This is a genomic window from Lachnotalea glycerini, from assembly GCF_003201285.1.
In the GTDB taxonomy this organism is placed as follows: domain Bacteria; phylum Bacillota; class Clostridia; order Lachnospirales; family Lachnospiraceae; genus Lachnotalea; species Lachnotalea glycerini.
On the sequence record NZ_QICS01000001.1, the window covers coordinates 275,322 to 298,971 of the forward strand.

The following is a 23,650-nucleotide window of genomic DNA, read 5'->3' on the forward strand; positions in this document are numbered from 1 at the left end:
TATGTAGCGAAGCGGATTGCAAACATCCGCTTGACTAAAATGATAAAGGGGATATTAGAGAATGGATAGACAGGTAAAAGAACTTTATGAAGAAATTAAAGATAAAAAAATAACGTCAACTGCACTAATGCAAAGAATCAATGAGTTAAGACGCATGAAAGCAGCTTCTGACGATACCAAGGACTTAGAATGCGAAAAAACTGAATTCTCTGAAAAAAAGATTATTGATTATGATGCTGCACTCGCCTATTTTAAAGAAACATTATCATCCAAAATCAAACTTGCAGCATATAAAATAGAGGAAGATGCACCGATGGAACGATATGGAATTGATTCTGTTATGGTTCTGAATTTGACGCAGAGTCTGGAGAAAGTATTTGGTTCATTGCCAAAAACACTGTTTTTTGAATACCAAACCATTGGTGAGTTAACAAACTATTTTATCGAAAAGCATTCCAACAAGCTAGGTGAACTTCTGGGAGTGGATTTTAGTGAAAAAGAAACAAAGAAAGCAGCAAAGACAACCAAAGAACCAGAAGTTTCTGTAAAGAAAGTAATCAGTCATGAGGATAGACAGCGTTCTAAGACGTCCGATTTCAATAAACCGATGGATATTGCTATCATCGGTTTAGCAGGAAAATATCCAAAAGCAAATGATTTAGATCAGTTTTGGGAAAATCTAAAAGCCGGAATGGATTGCGTTACAAAAATTCCAAAAGAACGCTGGGACTACAGTCAGTATTTTGATCCGGATAAAAACAAAGAAGGAAAAACTTGTTCAAAATGGGGCGGTTTTCTGGATGGAGTTTACAATTTTGACCCTCTTTTCTTTCAAATATCCCCAAGAGAAGCGGTGCAGATGGATCCACAAGAGCGTCTGTTTCTAGAGTGCGTATATCAGACATTAGAGGATGCCGGTTATACCAAAGAGGCATGCAGAAAATATAAGAATTATGGCTTGGAGGGTAATATCGGTGTATTTGTTGGAGTGATGTATGAAGAATACCAATTGTATGCGGCACAAGAACAGGCACGGGGAAATATGATATCGGTTTATGGCAATCCTTCGTCCATTGCAAATCGTGTTTCCTACTATTTTGATTTTCACGGTCCATGCATGGCAGTGGATACCATGTGTTCCTCATCTTTGACAGCCATTCATCTGGCGTATCAAAGCTTATTACGTTTTGAATGTGAAATGGCCATCGCAGGTGGCGTAAATGTATCCATTCATCCCAATAAATATTTGCTGCTTGGTAAAAATAAATTTATGTCAAGCAAAGGCAAGTGTGAAAGCTTTGGAGAAAACGGAGATGGTTATGTACCGGGAGAAGGAGTTGGAGCCGTTCTTTTAAAACCATTGGAAAAGGCGATTGAAGATGGAGACATGATTTATGGTATTTTGAAGGGCACTTGCATTAATCATGGCGGAAAAACAAACGGCTTTACAGTTCCAAATCCGAATGCACAAGCACAGGTCATAAAACGTGCTTATGGTGAAGCCAATCTGAATCCGCGCTTGGTAAGTTATATAGAGGCACATGGAACCGGAACCTCATTAGGAGATCCAATCGAAATGACCGGATTAAATAAGACGTTCAGAGAGTATACAAAGGATTCCCATTTTTGCAAAATCGGTTCTGTAAAATCCAATATAGGACATTTGGAAAGTGCATCCGGTATAGCCTCTTTGACAAAAGTGTTGTTACAAATGAAACATCAAAAACTTGTGCCGTCGATTCATTCACAAGTTCTAAATCCCAATATCGATTTTGAGGATACGCCATTTGTGGTTCAAAGAGAATTAGAAGACTGGAACCGACCGGTACTAAATTTAGATGGAGAGGAAAAGGAGTATCCTCGTATGGCAGGAATTTCTTCGTTTGGAGCCGGAGGTTCTAATGCGCATATTATTGTAGAGGAATATGTACAACCATCAAAAGAAGAAGTCCAGGAAGATATTCCATACTCAAAACAGTTATTTGTAATAAATGGCAAGAATCAGAAAAGATTAAAAGAAAATGTTCAAAGGCTGATTCAATACGTTGATCAAGCAATCAGTGATCAAGCAGGAGGAGCATTGTTTTCCAATATGGCCTATACGTTACAGATAGGAAGAGAAGCAATGACAGAAAGGCTTTCAGTCGTAGCTTCTGATTTGGAAGAGCTAAGCAGTAAATTAAAGCTGTTTGTTAATGACGAAGAATATATTTCAGGTGTTTATTATAATAATGTGAAAACAGCAGTATTCAAGAAAGTTTTTGAAGGACAGGCAAGTACTGTGTTTTTAAAGACACTAATGCGAGAAAAAGAATTTGATAAAATCGCTTTGTTGTGGGTTTCAGGGATTGATATTGACTGGGAACTTCTTTATCAGGATGAGGCAGAATATCAACCTTACCGGATTTCGCTGCCCGGATATTCCTTTGCCACGGAAAAATATTTTCCAAAAATCACGCAGATAAAGCAGATGGATAGGATAAGCGAGCAGGCCATCGATGTGATAGAGCAAGCAAGAGCAGATTATTTTTATGTACCAAAATGGAAACAAGTTAAGGATACGGCACTAGCAAAGATAGAAGAAAAACAAGGCCGTAATGTTATAATCATTTATCCCGTGGAAGCAGAAAGACTGAGTCAGGCGATTGCACTGGCGCATTCCGGTGATAGGGTGATAAAGGTTAAGCAAGTTAACATAGAACAAAAAACAGCAGATGATTGTTATGAAATAGACAGGGCAGCGAAAGATGCCTACCAAAATCCAATGGAAGAAATCGATTCGATTGATGTGGTGTATTACTTAGGCGGCATCGAGACAAGACAAAAAGATTCCATGGATTTGACTTATCTCGATGCGTTTAAAGAGCAAAGTGTAATCGGGCTGTTTCGTTTGATAAAGGCTTATGCGAAATGTGGTCATATACGAAACAATACAAAATTAAAGATAGTTACCAATCATGTATATAAGGTAGAAGAAGCAGATCAATTGAGGCCTTTTGCAGCAGGGCTTTTCGGGTTGGGAAAATCAATTGAAAAGGAATTTCGAGGCTGTCATGTAACAGGAATCGATGTTGACTTTACAGGAAGTGAGAAAGTACAAGACTTACAACGACTGGCAAAAATGATTCAGATTGAAACTACTTCTCTAAGCCTTGGAACAACAGCAATCCGTAAAGGAGTTCGCTATGTTCAAAAATTATATAAGCTGGATATGCCGGTACAAGAGAAAACACAGTTTAAAGAGGGTGGCGTTTATTTCATTTTAGGCGGAGCAGGTGGCATTGGCTTAGAGCTATGCCTCTACCTTGCAAAACAAATCCATTGCAAATTTGTACTGGTCGGCAGAAGAGACGCAGCAGATATTCCAAAGAGTAAGATAAACGAAATTCAACAGTCTGGTTCAGAAGTTCTCTATATTAGTGCAGATGCAACAGATGAGCAGAGCATGTTACAAGCGGTTAAAAAAGCAAAAAAGGCTTTTGGTAAAGTAAATGGTGTCATTCATTCCGCCATTGTACTGAAAGATCAGGCAATATTAAATATGGAGGAAGAAACATTTTCAAAGGTATTGGACCCGAAAATGAGAGGCAGTATTGTATTGTATCAAGTATTCAAAGATGAGCCACTAGACTTTAAATTGTATTTTTCTTCGGTTCAAAGTTTTGCCGGGAATGCAGGACAAAGCAATTATGCTGCCGGATGCACGTTTAAAGATGCCTTTGCTTTATATGAAGAAGAAAATGCAGGCTATCGTGTCAGCTTAATTAACTGGGGATACTGGGGTGAAGTCGGTGTTGTGGCAAGTGAAGAATATAATAATCGATTAAAGGCAATGGGCATTTACAGTCTCAAGACAGCAGATGGTATGAAAGCAATTGAAAGCATCTTAAATTATAATGGGGTACAGGTTCTGACGATTAAGGCAGACGAAAGTACAATGGAAAAAATGGGTGCAGATTTTAGCAGTAATCGATTAGAGATAAGTGATGAACAGGAAAGCTTCATAGAACATGCACTTTCGTATGAAAAAATGCCAGCATTGGACACGATCAGCTTCAATCATCTAGAGGATGCTTTTTTGCAGTTAAGAAAATTTACGCAATTAGTGACCTTAAATGTATTTCAAACAGCAGGTAGATTTCTTAAAGCAAAGGAACGCTGCGAAAAGCAGGAATTATTCACATCCTTAGCGATACTGCAAAAATATGATCGTTTATTTGGAGCGATGCTTACTATTTTGGAGAATGCCGGTTTTATACAAAAGATTACGAAGAGTCAGTACATCAGTAATGAAATAGTAGAAAGCCAGGAAACGAAAGAACAATTAAGAAACCTTGCAAAGAAAAAGAATTGGATGATTCAGAAATATCCGTCTATTACACCTCATGTGGAATTTTTATGGACCTGCATGTCCTATAGCTGGGATATCTTTAGAGGGGTAAGACTGGCTACGGAAATTATATTCCCGAATTCTTCTATGAAGCTGGTTGAAAAAATATATAAAGAGAATCAATTATCCGATTACATGAACGAAGTGGTAGCTTGGACAATCGTTTCTTACGTTAACAGACGTAAAGAGGATTTGAAAGAAAATGAAAAAATTAAGATTTTGGAAATTGGAGCAGGAACCGGTGGAACAAGCAGTGTTGTATTTCGAGATTTAAAACAATACAAAGACATTGTTACATATGATTATACAGATATTTCAGAAGCATTTATGAAATATGGAAAATCAATGTATGGTGCAGAAAATCCATATGTTAATTATAGACTTTTTAATGTAGAAAAGGATCCGGTTGCGCAATCTTATGAAAGCAAAACATATGACATAGTGATTGCTACCAATGTATTGCATGCAACACGAAATATTAGAAATACAATTCAAAATACCAAAGTATTGTTACGTAAGAACGGTTGGATTGTCATGAATGAAATTACAACGCTTGAAGATTTCCTTACTTTAACATTTGGTCTGTTAGATGGCTGGTGGCTTTATGAAGATGAGAGCAACAGGATAAGCAATTCGCCAATCCTTAGCAATCAGTTATGGGCAGAAGCACTTACAAAAGAGGGATACCAAAATGTAAAAACATTTGGTCAGAAAAAGGATTCTCAAATCAGCCTGATGCAAAGTATTATTGTTGCAGAAAGCAATGGAGAAATAAGCTTAAGTGGGGAGCCAAATCGGACAGTTATAACCAAGCAGTCTAAAAAAACAGAGCAGCCAAAAGTAAAAGAAGTACGTTCGGCAAAGGAACATATAATAAAAGATTCGTTTAAAGAAGAAGAGATTGCATTTGCAGTAGAAGAAGCCATTTTAGATAGTTTATCGTTTGTATTGCAGGTTGATAAAAATGAATTAGATATTGAAATGCCTTATACAGAATACGGAATGGATTCAATTTTATCTGGTCAGGTAACGAATATGATTCATGATAAGTTAAAGATAGAAATAAATTCTACTGCACTGTTTAATTATCCAAATACTTCTAAATTACGGGATTATATATTGAGTAGCTTTCAAGAGAAAATGCTGCAATTTATGAGAAAGCAGGAGGAACAAGTCAATGCAGATGAGCAGGTCAATGCAGATGAGCAGGTCAAAGCAGTTGAACAGGTCAATGCGGATGAACTAGTCAATGCAGATGAGCAGGTCAAAACGGTTGAGCAGGTTGATGCAGCTATGCAGGCTGCGGCAGATGTGCAGGATAAGGTGGATAAGCAGGGTGAGCCAAATAGGCAGTATGAGTCAGTCGGATTTCTGAATACGGAGCAAGTAACAAATTCAGGTATGAATGACAATATTAGTATCACTACAAGAGAGACAAAGTCTGTCATAGGAAACGAGTTACAAAATGGTTCTATGGATATTGCAATTGTTGGTATGTCAGGAGTATTTCCGGGTGCGGATACGTTAGAAGAGTACTGGGATAATCTGACTCATGGAGTAGATTCAGTCACAACCATTGACCGCTTCAATGAAAAAGATTATTTTGACCCAGATAAAGATGTAGCGAATAAGAGTTACATCAATCGTTCCGGTATGGTGCGAGGTATGAAGGAATTTGATCCTTTGTTTTTCAATATATCTCCGAAAGAAGCAGAATTTATGGACCCTCAGCAACGGCTGTTTTTGGAAGCTGCATGGAATGCGTTAGAAGATGCAGGATATAACGATAAATATTTGGATGAAAGAAAATGCGGTGTTTTTGTAGGATGTATGGAGGACTACTATGAACGGCTTATTGAGGAAAGTGGAGCAGATCAGAGTAACTATATATTTAATGGCATTACCATTCCGATTTTGTCCGCCAGAATTTCATATTTTTTAAATTTACGTGGACCAAGTATTGTAGTAAGTACCGCTTGTTCCTCTGCCCTTGTAGCGCTTCACCTTGCATGTGAAAGCATTATAAACAAGACATCAGAAATTGCCATTGCAGGAGGAGTCAATGTATTAGCGACACCAATGTTTCATATTCTTGGAAGCAGCACCGGAATGTTTTCTTATACAAATGAAATGAAGCCATTTGATAATGAAGCAGATGGTTTTATACCGGCCGAGGGCTGTGGAGCTTTTGTGCTAAAACCGCTAGAGAAAGCCAAAAAAGATGGGGATCATATCTATGGGGTGATTGTCGGAACAGGTATTAATCAGGACGGAAAGAGCAATGGAATTACAGCACCAAGTGCACCATCACAGGCAGCTCTTGAGTGCGAAGTTTATGAAAAATATAAGATAAATCCTGCGCATATCAGTTACATTGAAGCACATGGAACAGGAACAAGATTAGGAGATCCCATTGAAATTGAAGCACTTAGAGAATCGTTTTCTAAGTTTACCGACAAGAAGCAATTTTGTGCAATTGGTTCTGTGAAATCCAATATAGGTCACGCATTGCAGGCAGCGGGTTCGGCGAGTCTGGCAAAAGTTTTATTGTGCATGAAATATAAAAAACTGGTTCCTTCGATTCATTTCCAAACCGAAAATGAACTGATTCCATTTAAGGACAGTCCGGTTTATGTAAATACCGAATATAAGGACTGGATTCCTACAGAAGGGGCACCTAGAATGGCTGCCATAAGTGCATTTGGCATTAGTGGAACGAACTGTCATGTTGTTGTGAAAGAGTATGACGAGATGAAACAAACAATCACAAAAGAAGAACCGTATTATCTGATTGCATTGTCTGCCAAGACCAAGGAACAGTTAGATAAAAAAGCATTGGATTTACAGAAATGGCTTCCTAAGGAAAGTAAAACCCATTCACTAGGCGACATTGCAAATACATTAATGACAGGAAGATGTCATTTCAGTTACCGCATGGCGTTGATTGTTAATTCTTTACAGGAGCTTTTTGTCAAGCTTGAAAAGGCAATCAATAAGGAAGCAGATGAACGCCTGATGACCGGAGATTTTATAAGTAACACGTTTCGTGCAGATGTAAAGACAAAACAATATGGGCAGGCGCTTATCGATGGCATGGCACAAGGGCGATACACACAGATTGAGTATTATGAATCCTTAGTGGATGTTGCAAAGCTCTATGTAAAAGGATATTTATTTGACTGGATGGGTATTTACAATACCAATGATTATAAAAAGATTTCCCTGCCTGCCTATCCGTTTTCCAAAGATAGCTATTGGATTCAAAATTACAAGAAACAGCAAGATAAAACATCTTCTAAACCAACCCGGCTTCATCCGTTGGTTGGAGCGAATACAGCAACCTTGAAAGAGCAAAAATATACAACTTATTTTTCTAAAAATGAATTTTATATACAAGGGCATCAGATTGAAAACGAAAAAGTTATGCCGGGTGTTGTTTATCTGGAAATGGCTCGCGCAGCAGGAACGCTGGCAGCAGAAGAGAATGTAAAAGCATTAAAAGATGTGATTTGGGGAAGTCCGATTACGATAGAAGATACGAAAGAGGTAAACATCAGCTTAGAACCAAAGGACGAGGACGAGGTAGCATTTACTATTTACACAGAAGATGCAGAGGAAAGAAAAGCACATGCAAAGGGAATTCTGTTATATGAGAATGACAAGACCAAGGAGCATACATTTACTCTGGATACCTTGGAAATAAGAAAACGGTGCAATGCCCATTTTACGGGAGAAGACTGTTATGAAATGTTTGAGTCAATGGGATTTCATTATGATAAGAATTTTCAGGCGATTCATACGATGTATAGCAATGAAACAGAGGTATTGGCCTATTTGAAGCTTCCTCAAGGTTTGTCTGAGGAGTTTGAAACATTACAAATTCATCCATCGATTATGGATGGTGCATTACAAGCAGCGATTGGACTGGTGAGAAACGATAAGAATCGTTCTTCATCCATCTACCTACCTTTTTTAATTGAGGAGATTGACTTGGTGAAACCATTAACAAAGGAATGTATCGTTTACGTAACATTTGCATCCAAACAGGCTCAAAGGACAAACGGATTTATGTTTCATGTTACCGTAACTAATATGGATGGCGAAGTACTTGCATATGTAAAAAAATATGTGATTCGAGAATATTCGCAAAAACGTGTCGTGCAGAAAACAGATGAAACGTATGATAGAGCAGATGATACATATGAAATAATCAATGATACATATGAAATAATCAATGATACCTCACAGATACCGGAAGCAGAGAGTTTGTCGGCATGGGAAGACTAAGTCAATAACGGAGGGATAATATGAATGATAAGGAACCTGATGTAGAAAAAGATGGGGTAATTTTAGAAAAAACATATAGTGTAGAGTGGGAAGAAAGAGACACGGTTCCCATAAAAGAAACCGAAAAATCAGAGTATATCATTTTATTTGACACGAAGGACGAATTTCGTAATTGCTTAATGGATCAGTATAAGGGGAATCCCAGTCATATTATCCTGATAAAACAATCGGATCATTACAGGAAACTTGACGAAACCACTTTTGAAGTTGCACCGGGGGAGAAAGGTGATTTTATTCAACTGATTGAGGAACTAAAAGCCTGTCATGTACAGATGAATCAAATCATATACAGGTGGACCAAGAAAAGATTTCAGATGGATCAAATGGCGATAAAAAATCAATTGGAAGAAGGATTTTATTCTCTTTTATACCTGAGTCAGGCAATGATAAAACAAAAGATTTCATACAAAATAAAGTTATTGTACGTTTTTGTGGCAGAAGAGATAGAACCGCTACATGAGGCGGTTAGCGGATTTTGCAAAACAATACATTTAGAACAACCAAATTATTCGTATGAAATTGTAAAAATTCAGGAAGATTTTGCTTTGGAGGAAAATAAAATTGCTGATTTCATATTACAAGAACTGAATAATCCAAAGGAGGATACACAGGTATTCTTTCAGGGAAAATCAAGATTTGTTCCGTGCATCCGTGATGTAGACCTTCAAAAGCCAAGCACAAATCCAGTCAGATTTCAGAAAAACAAAACGTATCTGATTACAGGTGGAACGGGCGGAATTGGAATGATTTTTGCAAGATATCTGGCATCCGAATATCAAGCTAATTTGATTTTGTCAGGAAGCTCCGTTTTAAATGACAGAAAGCAAAAACAAATAGATGAATTAGTCCAAATGGGTGCAAATGTTAAATATATTCAGGCCAATCTTAGTGTAGAGGAGGAGGCAGCGTACTTACTGAGAGCGGCATATGGATATTTTAAAAAGATTGACGGAATCCTTCATTGCGCCGGTATGATTCAAGATTCCTTGTTGTTGTTTAAGGAAAAAGCTGAGGTAGAAAAGGTATTTGGACCAAAAATTTATGGAACGACCTATTTAATGAAACAATTCATAAATAAGCCACTTGACTTTATCATACTTTTTTCAGGACTGGCATCGGTAGCAGGAAACGTTGGACAAATTGATTATTCTTATGCCAATGCATATTTAGATCATATGTCTTTCTATTTAAAAAGTGAATTAAAATGTACCCGGATCATTTCAATCAACTGGCCATTATGGGAAAACGGCGGAATGAACATTGATTCGCAGATAAAGGAACAGTTGAGAGAAATGACCGGGCTAGAGACAATAGATAACCAATATGGAATTTTGGTTGTTAACAATGCGTTGCAACACGATTACTCACAAATTATTGTGGTTCGAATAAATTCAGAAAAGAAAGAAGTGATTCAATCTATGATGCAGGAAGAAAGAAGAGATAACATTCCAAATAAAAATCCGATTCCTTTAGAATCAAAAAGTCAATTAAAAAGGCAGATGGAAGAATATTTAAAACAGATTCTTTCAAATCAGTTAGGAATTCCAATTGCCAAAATTAAATTGAGTGAACCGTGGGAACAATATGGAATCGATTCTATGTCGATTGTGCGGATGACAAATGAAATGGAAAAAAAGTTCAAAGAATTGTCCAAAACACTATTCTTTGAATATTTAAATATCAATGAGCTATCTGATTTTTTTGTTGAGAATTATGCAGATATAATTCAAAAAGAACTCGTTGCCACGGGTGAAAAAGCAGAAACAACAGATCTTTTGGAACAAAAGAAACGAACAAAGGAAAACAACAGATTTATAACAAAAAAGGAAGATTCTAAAAAAGAGGAACGAAAAGAATATGTGGTTAGCCAAAATCGAACAGATACGGATATTGCCATTATCGGCATCAGTGGAAGCTATCCGGAAGCAGAGAATTTGGAAGAATATTGGGAAAACCTGAAAGCAGGAAAAGATTGCATTACTGAAATTCCATTGAAACGTTGGGATTATCACAAGTATGAATCAGAAAAAAAAGATGAAAAAGGAAACATATATGCAAAATGGGGAGGTTTTCTCAAGAACTATGATAAGTTTGATCCGATGTTTTTTGGTATTACACCAAAGAATGCAGAACAAATGGATCCACAGGAGAGATTGTTTTTAGAAACTGCATTTCATGCGCTAGAAGATGCCGGCTATAATTTTGATGAGTTAAGTCACCATGAAGTTGGTGTCTATGTGGGGGTTATGTATGGACATTATGAGCTGTTTGCCAGTCAGGAATTAGAAAGAGGAAATGCAATGGCATTAAGTTCTTCGTTTTCCTCCATTGCAAATCGTGTTTCTTATACCTTTCATCTTACAGGCCCAAGTATTGCAGTTGATACCATGTGTTCGTCTTCATTGACATCGGTTCATCTGGCGTGTCAGAGCATCCGGGATGGGGAATGTGACATGGCAGTTGCGGGGGGTGTAAATTTATCCATTCATCCAAGTAAATATCTTTATTTATGTGAAAATAATTTTGCATCCAGTGACGGACGCTGCCATAGTTTTGGAGAAGGTGGAGACGGTTATGTTCCTGGGGAAGGCGTAGGAGCCGTTATTTTAAAATCGCTCAAACAGGCAGAAGCAGATCACGATCATATTTATGCGGTGATAAAAGCCAGTACAATTAACCATGGTGGAAGAACAAACGGCTATACCGTACCAAATCCAAATAAACAGGCGGATTTGATTATAAAGGCTCTAAAGAAGGCGGACATTACTCCAAGAGCAATCAGTTACATAGAGGCACATGGAACAGGAACCTCTTTGGGCGACCCGATTGAAATTACAGGATTGACCAAAGCATACACGCAATTTACCAAAGACAAACAGTATTGTGCAATCGGTTCGGTAAAATCAAATATCGGGCATTTGGAATCAGCAGCTGGGATTGCAGCAATCACGAAAATAATTTTACAAATGCAGCATAAGCAACTGGTTCCCTCCATTCATTGTGAAGTGTTGAATCAAAACATTTCCTTTAAAAGTACACCGTTTTATGTACAAAAATCACTGTCTGACTGGAAACAGCCGATCGTAACAAGACAGGGAAAAACAGTTGAATTTCCTAGAATTGCTGCCATCAGTGCGTTTGGTGCGGGAGGCTCGAATGCACATATGATAGTTAAGGAATACAGCGAAAAAAATAAGGAAAAAGAGATATTAAATAACAGTCAGCAGGTCATTTTATTATCGGCAAGAAATCAGAACAAATTAAAGGAATGTGCGAAAAGACTGTTAGAGTATCTTGATAAAAATAGGACGATTGGATGGAATCAGACAATTAAACCAGCAGACAGAATAGAGAAAGTCAGAGCATTTTTAATCGAATCCGTAGCATTTTTAAAACATATTTCTATCACGGAACTTGATACAGAAAGTTCATTAGATGAAATGAATTTTAGTCTTGTTGAATGGTCAAATCTAGCTGAGAAAATAAATGAAGAATGGAAGATTGGTTTATCTGTAGAAAACTTACTGGAACATTTTTCAATCAATGAAATGGCAGAATTTATCTGTAGCGAATCTAGTGAGGAAATGAATCGAGGTCAGATTGGTGATGAGCAAAACAAAAAGAGCTACACTGCTTTCAAATTAGAACAAATTGCTTATACCTTGCAGGTTGGCAGGGAAGAAAAAGAAGAAAGAGCAGCCTTTGTTGTTACAACATGGGAGGAATTAGAACAAGCGCTCAAGTACTATTTGGAAGATAAGGCAAATGAATTTACTTATTTCGGCAAAAAGAGCATCAATCAGATAGAAGATAATCAGGAAAGCGGTGAGCAGCAGATTGAGCAGTGTTTACAAAATAAGGATATGAAACAATTGGCAAAGCTTTGGGTTTCAGGCTCAAAAATAGATTGGAATCAATTGTATTTCAAGCAAAAGCCAAGACGAATCTCATTGCCGGGTTATCCATTTGAACGAAAACGTTACTGGTATGACAGTTATGAGAAAAAGAGTGAAACGAAAGAGGAACCATTAGTAAGGAAAGAGCAAAAACCGTTATTGGATCAAACAAACAATTACTTAACGGCTGGCTATGAGGATGCGATTAAAAATTATCATGGAGATGAGGTTTTAGTTCAAATCGTTGAAGATTCCATCGCAATTATATCCATGCAGGATAAAAAACACCGTAATATGTTTCATGAGGATTTAGTTATTGGTCTTATGGCAAAATTTCAAGAGGTTTCACAAAACCAAACTATTAAGGCCATTATTTTAACTGGATATGAGAATATTTTCAGTATGGGTGGAACCCAGGAACAGTTATTGGAAATTTCTAATAAAGAGAGACGTTTTACAGATGCACCGTTTTTATATCGAGGATTACTTGAGTGTCCGATTCCTGTAATCGCTGCCATTCAGGGACATGCATCGGGCGGCGGCTTGTTGTTTGGACTGTATAGCGATATGGTGGTGATGTCAAATGAGGGAATTTATACCGCTGTATTTATGAAATATGGTTTTACTCCCGGTATGGGAGCAACTTACATATTAGAAAAAAGATTTGGTGAGACTCTTGCAACAGAAATGATGTTTACTGCGAAATCGTTTACGGGGGAAGAACTTGCAAAGCGTGGAGCACCTGTAATCGTAAAAAAAAGAGAAGAAGTGTTAATGGAGGCTATGAGAATAGCAAAGCTTTTATCTGAAAAGTCAAAGCTTTCCTTAACTACCTTAAAGAAAGAACTGGCGGGAAGAATGTTAGAGCAATTACCTAAATACATTGAGCGGGAAGATATTATGCATGATAAAACCTTTACCACGCAGGAAGTGAAAGAACGAATCAGGCATTATTATTTGGACGGACACGAATTTGGTGAAAACCAAAACAGTGTTTCCAAGACAGTAAATGAAGAACCACAACCTTTAAACGAAATGCTAGATGCATTAGAGTCAGGAAATATGTCACCGGATGAGGCGAAGCAGTTTTGTTTGAACAACATTAAATTTTGAGGAGGCTTACGAAATGTCAGACAATAATAGGTTAGAGTTAGAGATATATACTAGGTTATCCAAAAAAGAAATAACGAAGGAAGAGGCAAAACAATTGTTGATAGATTTGTTCGAGAAGAAAGCTCCTGTTTCAAAGGAGCCGACTGAGAAGAAAAATAGTTCAATCGATGTGATATTAACAGAGATTGCAGCAATTGTATCGGATAATCTTCATCTTTTGGAGGGGGAACTTTCCTATGATGAAAACTTTAAGGATTTAGGAGTAGATTCCATTAATGGAATTGAAATGATTCGTGACATCAATCAAAAGTACGCGCTCAATCTGGATGCAGTTGTTTTGTATGACTATGAAACCGTGACAAAGCTTAGTGAATATGTGCTGGAACAACGAAGCAAACATTCCGATTTTATTCATACGGGAATGCCAGAACCAAAGGAAATAACAGAATCAAAGGAAATAACAGAATCAAAGGAAATAACAGAATCAAAGAAAGTAACGAAATCGAAAGAAATGCCAAACGCAAAAGCAGTAAGCAAGGAAAAAAAAGAATCGGACCTTACGATTGTTTCAGCAATAGTAAAAATTGTATCGGATAATCTTCATCTGTCAGAAGAGGAATTGGATTATGATATGAGTTTTAAAGATTTAGGAATCGATTCGATTAATGGGATTGAAATTATCCGAGATATGAATGCTAAATTTGGCTTAAGTTTAGATGCCGTAGTGCTTTATGATTATTCAGCAATCTCTTCGTTAACCAAAATGATTTCAGAGAAATTGACACAGAAAGAAACTACATTAAAGGAGATGGAACCAGATTTTGTATCTCAGTTTGAATCACTTCAATTGAAAAAGGAAAAAGAACCGATTGAAAAAGTAGTTCTGGAAAGAAAAATAAATACGAATCAAACATTAGTTCCAAGAGAAAATGTAGTTCAAAGCGAAAAAGTAGGATCAAGGAGAACCAACAATGGGACGGTTTTGCTTCAAAATCCGACGGATATTCAAAAACAGTTAGAATCAGGATATGACCAGTCAGCTTACCAACCTAAAGTAAAATTGTCAGACCTAAAACAAAGTCAGGCGTTTGATTCTTCAATAACTGAGAAAAAACAAAAAAAACCAATAGCAGAAGAATTCCATTCAAAAGAGGATATTGCAATTGTAGGGATATCCGGCCGCTTTCCCGGTGCAGACAATGTAGAGGACTTCTGGATGAATTTGATAGAAGAAAAAGACAGTGTAATTGAAGTTCCCAAAGACCGATGGGATGCGGATGAAATTTTCAGTGCAGATTCAAGAGCACCTCACAAATCATATAGTAAGGTAGGAGGATTTTTATCAAATATTAAGAAGTTTGATTCCATATTTTTCAATATTCCGCCACTCGAAGCAGTTTATATGGACCCTCAGCAAAGAATTTTTATGGAAGAAGCATGGAAAGCACTGGAAGATGCAGGTTTTAGTGATCGAAATCTAGCCAATGAAAAATGCGGGGTCTTTGTCGGTGCAACGCAGGGAGATTATTGGAAATTATTGATGAAGAACCAAGAAGATACAAGTGGCGAGGCATTTACAGGAAATGAGCCATCTATGTTTGCTGCCAGAATCGCTTACTTCTTAAATCTTACCGGACCAACTGTAACAATGGATACAGCATGCTCTAGTTCACTGGTAGCCCTCCATTTAGCGTGTCAGAGCATACAAAGTGGTGATAGCAGTATGGCATTGGCGGGAGGAATTCGGTTAAACATCGTCTCCGATTTACATATTGCTACGAGCAAATTAGAAATGTTGTCACACAAGGGGAAATGCAGCGCATTTGACCAAGAAGCAGATGGAACCATTATGAGTGAGGGAGTTGGCGTAGCGTTACTTATGCCGTTGAAAAAGGCACAGAAAGAAGGACATTCCATTTATGGCATCATAAAAGGTTCAGGAATTAATCAAGATGGTAAAACAAATGGGATTACAGCACCCAGCGCTCAGTCACAGTATCGGCTTGAAACATCCGTATATAAGGCAGCCAATATAAATCCAGAAGAAATCAGCTATGTGGAAGCACATGGAACTGGTACCAAATTAGGAGATCCAATAGAAGTCAAAGCGCTGACCAATACGTTTCGTGATTACACCGATAAAAACCAATATTGTGCCCTTGGATCTGTAAAAACCAATATTGGCCATACGACGAATGCGGCAGGAATCATCAGTTTAATCAAAGTTTTATTGGCCATGCAGCATGGGACAATACCTGCCACGCTGCATTTTAAGAAAGCCAATGAGCATATTTTGTTTGAAACAACACCATTTTATGTAAATGCCAAACCGATGAGCTGGAATCTTGCTCAAGGAAAAAATAGAATGGCTGCCATCAGTGCGTTTGGATTTAGTGGAACCAATGCACATGTGGTCGTGGAAGAATACAAAGAAAATACAAACATACAGACAAAAGGTATACTTCCATACTACTTAATCACCATATCAGCCAAAGACATAGATTGTTATGAGAAAAAAATAGAAGATTTACATCAATGGTTAGAAGGGAACAAAACAAAATATTGTCTGAAGGATATCGCCTATACGCTGAATGTCGGAAGAAGCCATTATCATGTTCGAGGAGCATTGATTGCAAGAAGTATATCAGAATTACAGAATAAGTTGAAAGAACTAGTGGATTACAAAACAACCAAAGAGTATTTTTTTCAGCAGGAAAATGGAAAAAATATACGTGCAGATGAGGAAACAAAGGATCAAATAGAGGCTCTTTTTGCAAAGATTTGCAGCACTGAAAAGAGCAATGAGCCAGAATACAGACAGGGACTTTTATCGGTGGCAAAGTATTATACAATGGGATTTTTGACAGACTGTAAGAAAATTTTTACAGACAAGTCCTATCAGCTTCTTCATTTGCCCGTCTATCCTTTTGCAGAAGAGGAATATTGGATTGATGAGTCGGCGAAGCAAGAGTCTTGCTTCATTGGGAAAAGATGCGCTCTTCATCCGATGCTTGATGAAAACATATCAACTTTGCAGGAACAATGTTTTCAAAAAACCTTTACCGGAGAAGAATTTTTCCTGAACGATCATTTGGTGGGAGATACCAAAGTACTACCGGCTGTGGCCTATCTTGAGATGGCTAGAATAGCCGGAGACTTGGCAGACAGAAAACGAAAAGTAATCAAACTATCCAATAATTACTGGTTAAATGCAATTAAGGTTTTAGAAGACCCGAAGAAGGTTGAAATTCATTTCATACCGGAAAAAGAGGATGAAACGGTTGTTTCCTATGAGGTTGTAAGTCAGGATAAGGATAAAAATGTAATTCTTCATGGAAAGGGAGAGATTACCTTTGGATGGGAGGAAAGTGAAGCTAAGAAAGAAAATATATCCCTTCCTCCAATAAAAGAGCGTTGCCATGAAAAAGTATCCAAAGAGGAATGCTATCAAATGTTTCACATGGCAGGACTCAATCTTTTACAAAGCTATCAGTCTATTCAAGAATTACAGTTTAGTGAGAATGAAGTGCTGGCTAAGTTAGAATTACCAAAGCATTTAAAAGCTTCCTGGAAGCAATTTAAGCTTCACCCGATTCTTATGGACGGCGCACTCGAAGCAGTGATTGGTATGCTAAGTATGAGAGTAAAGTCAGACAAAATACGTTTGCCATTTTATATAGGAGAGGTTGAAATTCTGGGAGAATTAACGCAATGCTGTTATTCTTATGCCAGATACATTGGAAAAAAGAAAATTAATTTACAGGAAACAGAATGTTTTGATGTGTTTATTTTAGATGAAGCAGGAACTGTACTGATTAAGATTAAGAATTTTTCTTTGTGGGAAATAGGGAAAAATTTGCAAGACAACGATGAAACGGACAATCCAATGATGTATTACCAGACAATTTGGGAGCAAAAAGAAGAAGTCCCAGAAAACAGTGATGATTACAAGCAAAGCCTATTGATTTTTGATACAGAAGAAAAGCTATCTGATTCTCTTCAGACATTGAGCCAAGAAACGGCTATTATAGTAAAACCATCTTCTGATTATTCAGAATCCGGGGATGGAACAAGATTTGAGATAAATAAGGAGCAGAAAGAACATTATGTTCGTATGTTGAAAAAAATTTTGCAAGTCAGAAAATTACCGGATCATATTGTGTATGCATGGGCGAACGATCCCCTTGAATTGGCAGAGCCGTTTACAATGGATGAGCTAAATCGAAGCTTATTTCCGGTTATCTATTTGACACAAGCGCTAGAGGAGCAGGGTGTTGGGAAAATTCATTTTAATTATGTGTATGATGGAAAGAATGATTCTTATCATCCGTTTGAGGCTGCTTTTGGTGCTTTTGCAAGAGCACTTCATCTGGAAAACAACAAATGGATTTATAAGTCCATAAAATTTGAAAATACGGTATCCTTATATGAAAAAAGCAAATGGATTTTAAGAGAATTTGCAGACAGTAGAGAGAATGATTTCGATGTCTTATATAGAGAAGAAATACGTTATATCAAACAAATCAAAGAGTTTGACGCAAGTAAGGCTGAAATGCAAACAACGAAGCTTGTAAGGGGTGGCAGCTATGTGATAACCGGAGGATTTGGTAAGCTTGGCTATCTATTTGCCAAATATCTTGCCAAAGAATATCATGCAAAAATTTGCTTGTCAAGCCGTGGTTCACTTAATGATGAAAAGAGAAGAATGATTTCAAAACTAGAAGCCTTAGGTGGAGAGGTACGGTTTGTACAGGCAGATAGTTCTAACCTAAATGATGCAAAGAAATTATATGAAGCAGCAAAAGATCACTTCCATAAAATAAATGGAGTCATCCATTGCGCGGGAATGATTCACGATAATTTTCTGAAAAACAAGACAATCGAAGAAATCAAACAGGTGATTACTCCAAAGATTGCAGGAATGATTCATTTCGATTTGCTGACACAAAACGAAGCATTAGATTTTTTTATGACGTTTTCTTCAACAGCAGCAATTACCGGAAATATGGGACAGACAGATTATGCTTATGCAAATAGCTTTATGGATTATTTTGTTTTGAACCGTGAGCAATTGCGACAAAAGGGGTTACGCTCAGGAAAATCCTTATCACTGAACTGGCCGTTATGGAAAGAGGGCGGCATGCAGGTTGATAAAGAAACAGAGAAGCTGTTTCATACGATGGGAATTCAGGCGCTAAAAACATCCATGGGTCTACAGGCATTTGAAGATTCCCTGAAATCAGATTTAAATCAGATGATTATTTTTTGTGGTGATCAAAAGAAGATTCGAAAATTTTTAAAAATGAATCAGGGGGCAGAGCGCAAGACAGAAAATAAGAATAGTGTAGAACTAGCAGATGATCAGGAACAAATCCAACAGCAACTGAGCAATATGGTTTGTGAGATTTTAAGGCTGAAGAAAAAAGATATTTATTTAGAAAAGGAATTGGGAGATTACGGATTTAACTCCTTAACTCTCGTAGATTTTGCAAATAAAATGAATGATTTTTATCAAATAGAATTAAATCCAAGTGCTTTATATGAGTATTCAACGATTTCTTTATTGGCATCCTATCTGAATGAGGAATTTCAGGCTGAAATATCTGCATATTACAGGGGAAGCCAAGTAAAAGAAGAAAAGAGCTTTTCACCAAAGGCAGAAGAAATACCAGAGCATAGGGAAGAAGAAAAACCGAATATAGCCAAAAGCAGCAGATTTCGTATACCGGAAAGGAACGTCGTTGAAGATTTGGTCAAAGTAAATCAGACAGAGAGAGAACCTATTGCCATAGTAGGAATGAATGGTGTAATGCCTCAATCTGAGAATCTTGAGATTTTCTGGAGAAATCTGGAGAATTCCAAGGATTTAATTTCAGAGGTTCCATCTAATCGATGGAAGATGGATGAAGTAGCAGAAAACATTCCAAAATGGGGCGGCTTTCTAAATGAAATTGATAAATTTGACCCGTTATTTTTTGGAATTTCACCAATGGAAGCACAACTGATGGACCCGCAGCAAAGAATATTCATGGAAGTGATATGGAAAACAATAGAGGATGCCGGATATAAACCTTCCGATTTATCAGGAACCCAAACCGGTTTGTTTGTAGGCGTATCTACGACAGATTACCGTGACGTAATCAGTGACAGAGAAATTGAGGCCGTTACGTCAACAGGAAATTCCCATTGTATTCTGGCAAACCGTATTTCGTTTTTATTAAATATTCATGGACCCAGTGAACCGATTGATACCGCATGCTCTTCCTCTTTGGTAGCCATTCATCGTGGTGTGGAATCGATTTACAATGGAGACTGTGAAATGGCACTGGTTGGAGGTGTCAATGTAATTGCAAGCCCAACTCTTCATATCAGCTTTGGGAAAGCCGGCATGTTATCTGTGGACGGAAGATGTAAAACCTTTGATGAAAGTGCAAATGGATATGTCAGAGGCGAAGGTGCAGGAGCAATTTTCTTAAAACCATTGAGCAAGGCGAAAAAAGATGGTGACCATATTTATGGACTGATTAAGGGAACAGGAATTAATCATGGCGGACACGCTTCCTCACTCACTGCTCCAAACCCAAGTGCACAAGCAGACCTGATTAAAAAGGTGATTGAAAAATCAGGTATTGCACCAGATACCATAAGCTATATCGAGGCACACGGAACAGGCACAAAGCTCGGGGACCCGATTGAAATTAATTCTTTAATCAAGTCATTTAAAGAATTGAGCAAAAAGCATGACATTTTGTTCAATCAAAAAGAATATTGCGGAATTGGCTCAGTAAAGACGAATATCGGACATTTGGAAACAGCAGCCGGCATTGCAGGGGTTTTGAAGGTGTTACTCGCGATGAAATATAAAAAACTTCCCGGGCTGGTCAACTTAAAAGAACAAAATCCATTTATCAAACTGGAAGAAACACCTTTTTATTTGGTTAAGGAGACAAAAGACTGGAACACACGTATCGATGAGTACGGCAATGAACTTCCAAGGCGTGCAGGAATCAGCTCATTTGGATTTGGAGGTGTTAATGCACATATGATACTCGAAGAATACAAAGAGGAGAAAGAACTGACACCAAACGATAGTAAACCACAGATTATTGTACTTTCCGCAAGAAATAGAAATTGCCTGAAGGAGTATCTAAAGGAGTGGAACGAGTATTTGAATCAGGATGCCAAAAACCAGATATCCTTATCCGATGTGGCATACACACTTCAGGTAGGTAGAGAAGGTATGACGAGGCGAGTTGCCTTTGTTGTTAACAGTCTTTCTGAGTTAAAGAACAAGGTGAATCAGGTTCTAAATGGGGACGAATCCATTGAAGGAGTATATGAGGGAGACAAAAACGAAGGAGGGAAAGATTTCCTATTAATGGACGGCAGTTTAGGGCAGGAAATTTTAGATATGCTAATTCAAAATCAGGAATATAACAAATTAGCAGCACTTTGGGTATCAGGAATTGAGGTTGATTTTCGTATACTCCATCAAAATTGCAAGCGAAAGAGAGTATCGCTGCCGACCTACCCATTTGAGCGAAAGCATATATGGGCAGAAAAAGATAGTGAAAAGGCAATTCATGTGCCATCAGTAAAAGAAGAAAAGCAGAATAACAAAGAAGATACGACTGATATCACACAATGTTTTTACCAACAATGCTGGAAAAATGTAGAACTGCCATCGAATTTAGAAAAACCATTGGATAAAAAGACCAAAAGAAGCGTATTAATTATGATCCCAAAGGATCATGAGGATATTTTAAATCGATTACTGCAATATCACAAGGATGATGAAGTAACCATTATGATACTTGGCTTCGAGAAGAAACATTTGGAGGAAAACCGCTATCAAATTAATGTATGGGATGAAAATGCGGTCGAAGGCTGTTTAGAAAAAATAAATACACTTGATATTGTATATTTTCTGGGTGGTTTATTGCCAAAAACTTTGGACATTGAAAATAGGGATGCTTTAAAAGAGAGTCAGGAAAAAGGAATTATTTCGCTGTTTCGTCTGGTAAAAGGTTTGACAAGGAAGGAATTGGATAATAAACCACTGCAATTCTATGTTTGGACCAATCAGGTTACCGCAATGGCACCAAAAGAAACGAATATACCAAATTCCGCAAGCATTCTCGGTTTTGTTAAGACCATGGCAAAAGAATATTTGTATTGGAAGGTAAGTTGTGTCGATTTTGATTCCAATGATTTGTATGGCGAAAAGACAGAAGCGCTATTTCAAATGCTGCTTCATGAGCCACCGAATGCGCGGGGAAATGAAACGGTTATTCGTGGCAAAAAGCGTTATGAGCGAAGTATTTCATCTGTTTTTGCAGATGAAATTCAGGAAAATCCGTTCCGAAAAGATGGTGTGTATGTCATCTTAGGAGGAGCCGGAGGAATTGGACTGGAGTTCGCCCGTTACCTGTCCAAAACGGTTCATGCAAAAATAGCTTTAATTGGTCGTTCTGCGCTTTCAGAAGAAAAGAAAGAAAAAATGGCAGAAGTGGAAAGGCTTGGAGGAAAAATTTTATATGTAAAAGCGGATGCAGTTGATTTGGAAAGTATGAGACATGCAGTTACAGAGATTCAATCTAATTTTGGTTCGATTCATGGTGTCATTCATTCGGCAATTGTTATGAAGGATAGCTCCATCCGTAATATGGAGGAGAGTAATCTACGGGAAGCATTGGCTCCGAAGGTACAAGGCAGCTTGAATCTTTATCAGGTTATGAAAAATGAAACGCTTGATTTTATTATGTTTTTCTCGTCAATCCAGACATTTATCGGTAATTTAGGGCAGGGAAATTATGCAGCAGCCTGTGCGTATAAGGATGCATTTGCAGATTATATAAGAAGTCAAACGAAAAGTAAGGTCAAGACGATTAATTGGGGATATTGGGGAAGCGTAGGCGTTGCATCTTCCAAAGCTTACAATCAAAAAATTTTGGCAACCGGCTTAGGCTCTATCATGCCAGAGGAAGGAATGAAAGCACTAACACAAATTGTCGCCCACCCAGATATGGATCATATTGCAGTCATTAAAGCAGAGGAAGCCCTGCTGAAAAAGTCCGGAATCGAGACAAAAAAGGCAAAAGTGCAAAAAGTATCAGTAAAAATAGCCCCAAAACATTCAGCTATCAAAGAGGACGCACTACCAAGGATAAAAGAAAAAATCATGGAAAGCTGTGGCGATATTTTAAAGGTAGACAAAAATGAAGTAGACAGCGATATCCCTTTTTCAGAGTATGGAGTTGATTCGATTACGGGGATGGAGCTGATTAAAAACATCAATGAAACCTTTCAAATCAATTTAAAGAATACCGTACTGTTTGATTATAGTAACATAGATGCCTTGAGTGAATATTTATGGAATGAGTATAAGGAAGAGATTATGACTGCGTTTCATGACGTTGAAGAGGTACCTGATACAGATAGCGACAGAGTAGAAACTCAGATTACAAACAACAATGAAAGTCACAGCGCAAACAACAATTCAAGTGGATATAAACAGGTGGAGCAAAAAGTAATGCAGTGCTTAAGCAAGGCATTGGGTGTAGAAAGCTGTGATATTGATTCAAACATGTCATTTTCTGATTGCGGTGTTGATTCGATTACCGGACTTACACTCATAAAGGCAATCAATGAGAGCTTTGGAATCACTTTGAAAAGTACGGTGTTGTTTGACTATAGTAATCTACATGATTTTTGTCACTATCTAATTAAGGAGTATAAAGAGGCTGCTTTGTGTATGGTTCAGGGAAAAGAAGAAAACGTTTTAACTTTAGATACCAGTCAGGATGCAGAAGAAAATGTATTTCAGCAATTAGCAGAGGGAAAAATGGATATTGATGAAGTCTTTCATCTAATAGACTAATAAAATATCCGCTTTGACAATAAT

3 protein-coding genes are annotated in these 23,650 nt (G+C 37.6%); all 3 read left to right on the forward strand.

The window, feature by feature from the left end; all coding sequences use genetic code 11:
* Nucleotides 1-61: 61 nt before the first annotated feature.
* The 3 genes from C8E03_RS01220 to C8E03_RS01230 are packed head-to-tail and all read left to right on the forward strand — an operon-like array spanning nt 62 to nt 23,626.
* The gene (locus C8E03_RS01220) at nt 62-8,677 is read left to right on the forward strand and encodes an SDR family NAD(P)-dependent oxidoreductase (RefSeq protein WP_110290061.1); all 8,616 of its coding nucleotides are present in this window, start codon (nt 62-64) and stop codon (nt 8,675-8,677) included.
* Nucleotides 8,678-8,697: 20 nt separating this feature from the next.
* Complete coding sequence (locus C8E03_RS01225) at nt 8,698-13,746, forward strand: SDR family NAD(P)-dependent oxidoreductase (protein ID WP_110290062.1); 5,049 nt, start codon at nt 8,698-8,700, stop codon at nt 13,744-13,746.
* A gap of 13 nt (nt 13,747-13,759) precedes the next feature.
* A complete protein-coding gene (locus C8E03_RS01230; RefSeq protein WP_110290063.1) occupies nt 13,760-23,626 on the forward strand; it encodes an SDR family NAD(P)-dependent oxidoreductase in 9,867 nt (3,288 codons plus the stop codon).
* Nucleotides 23,627-23,650 lie beyond the last annotated feature (24 nt).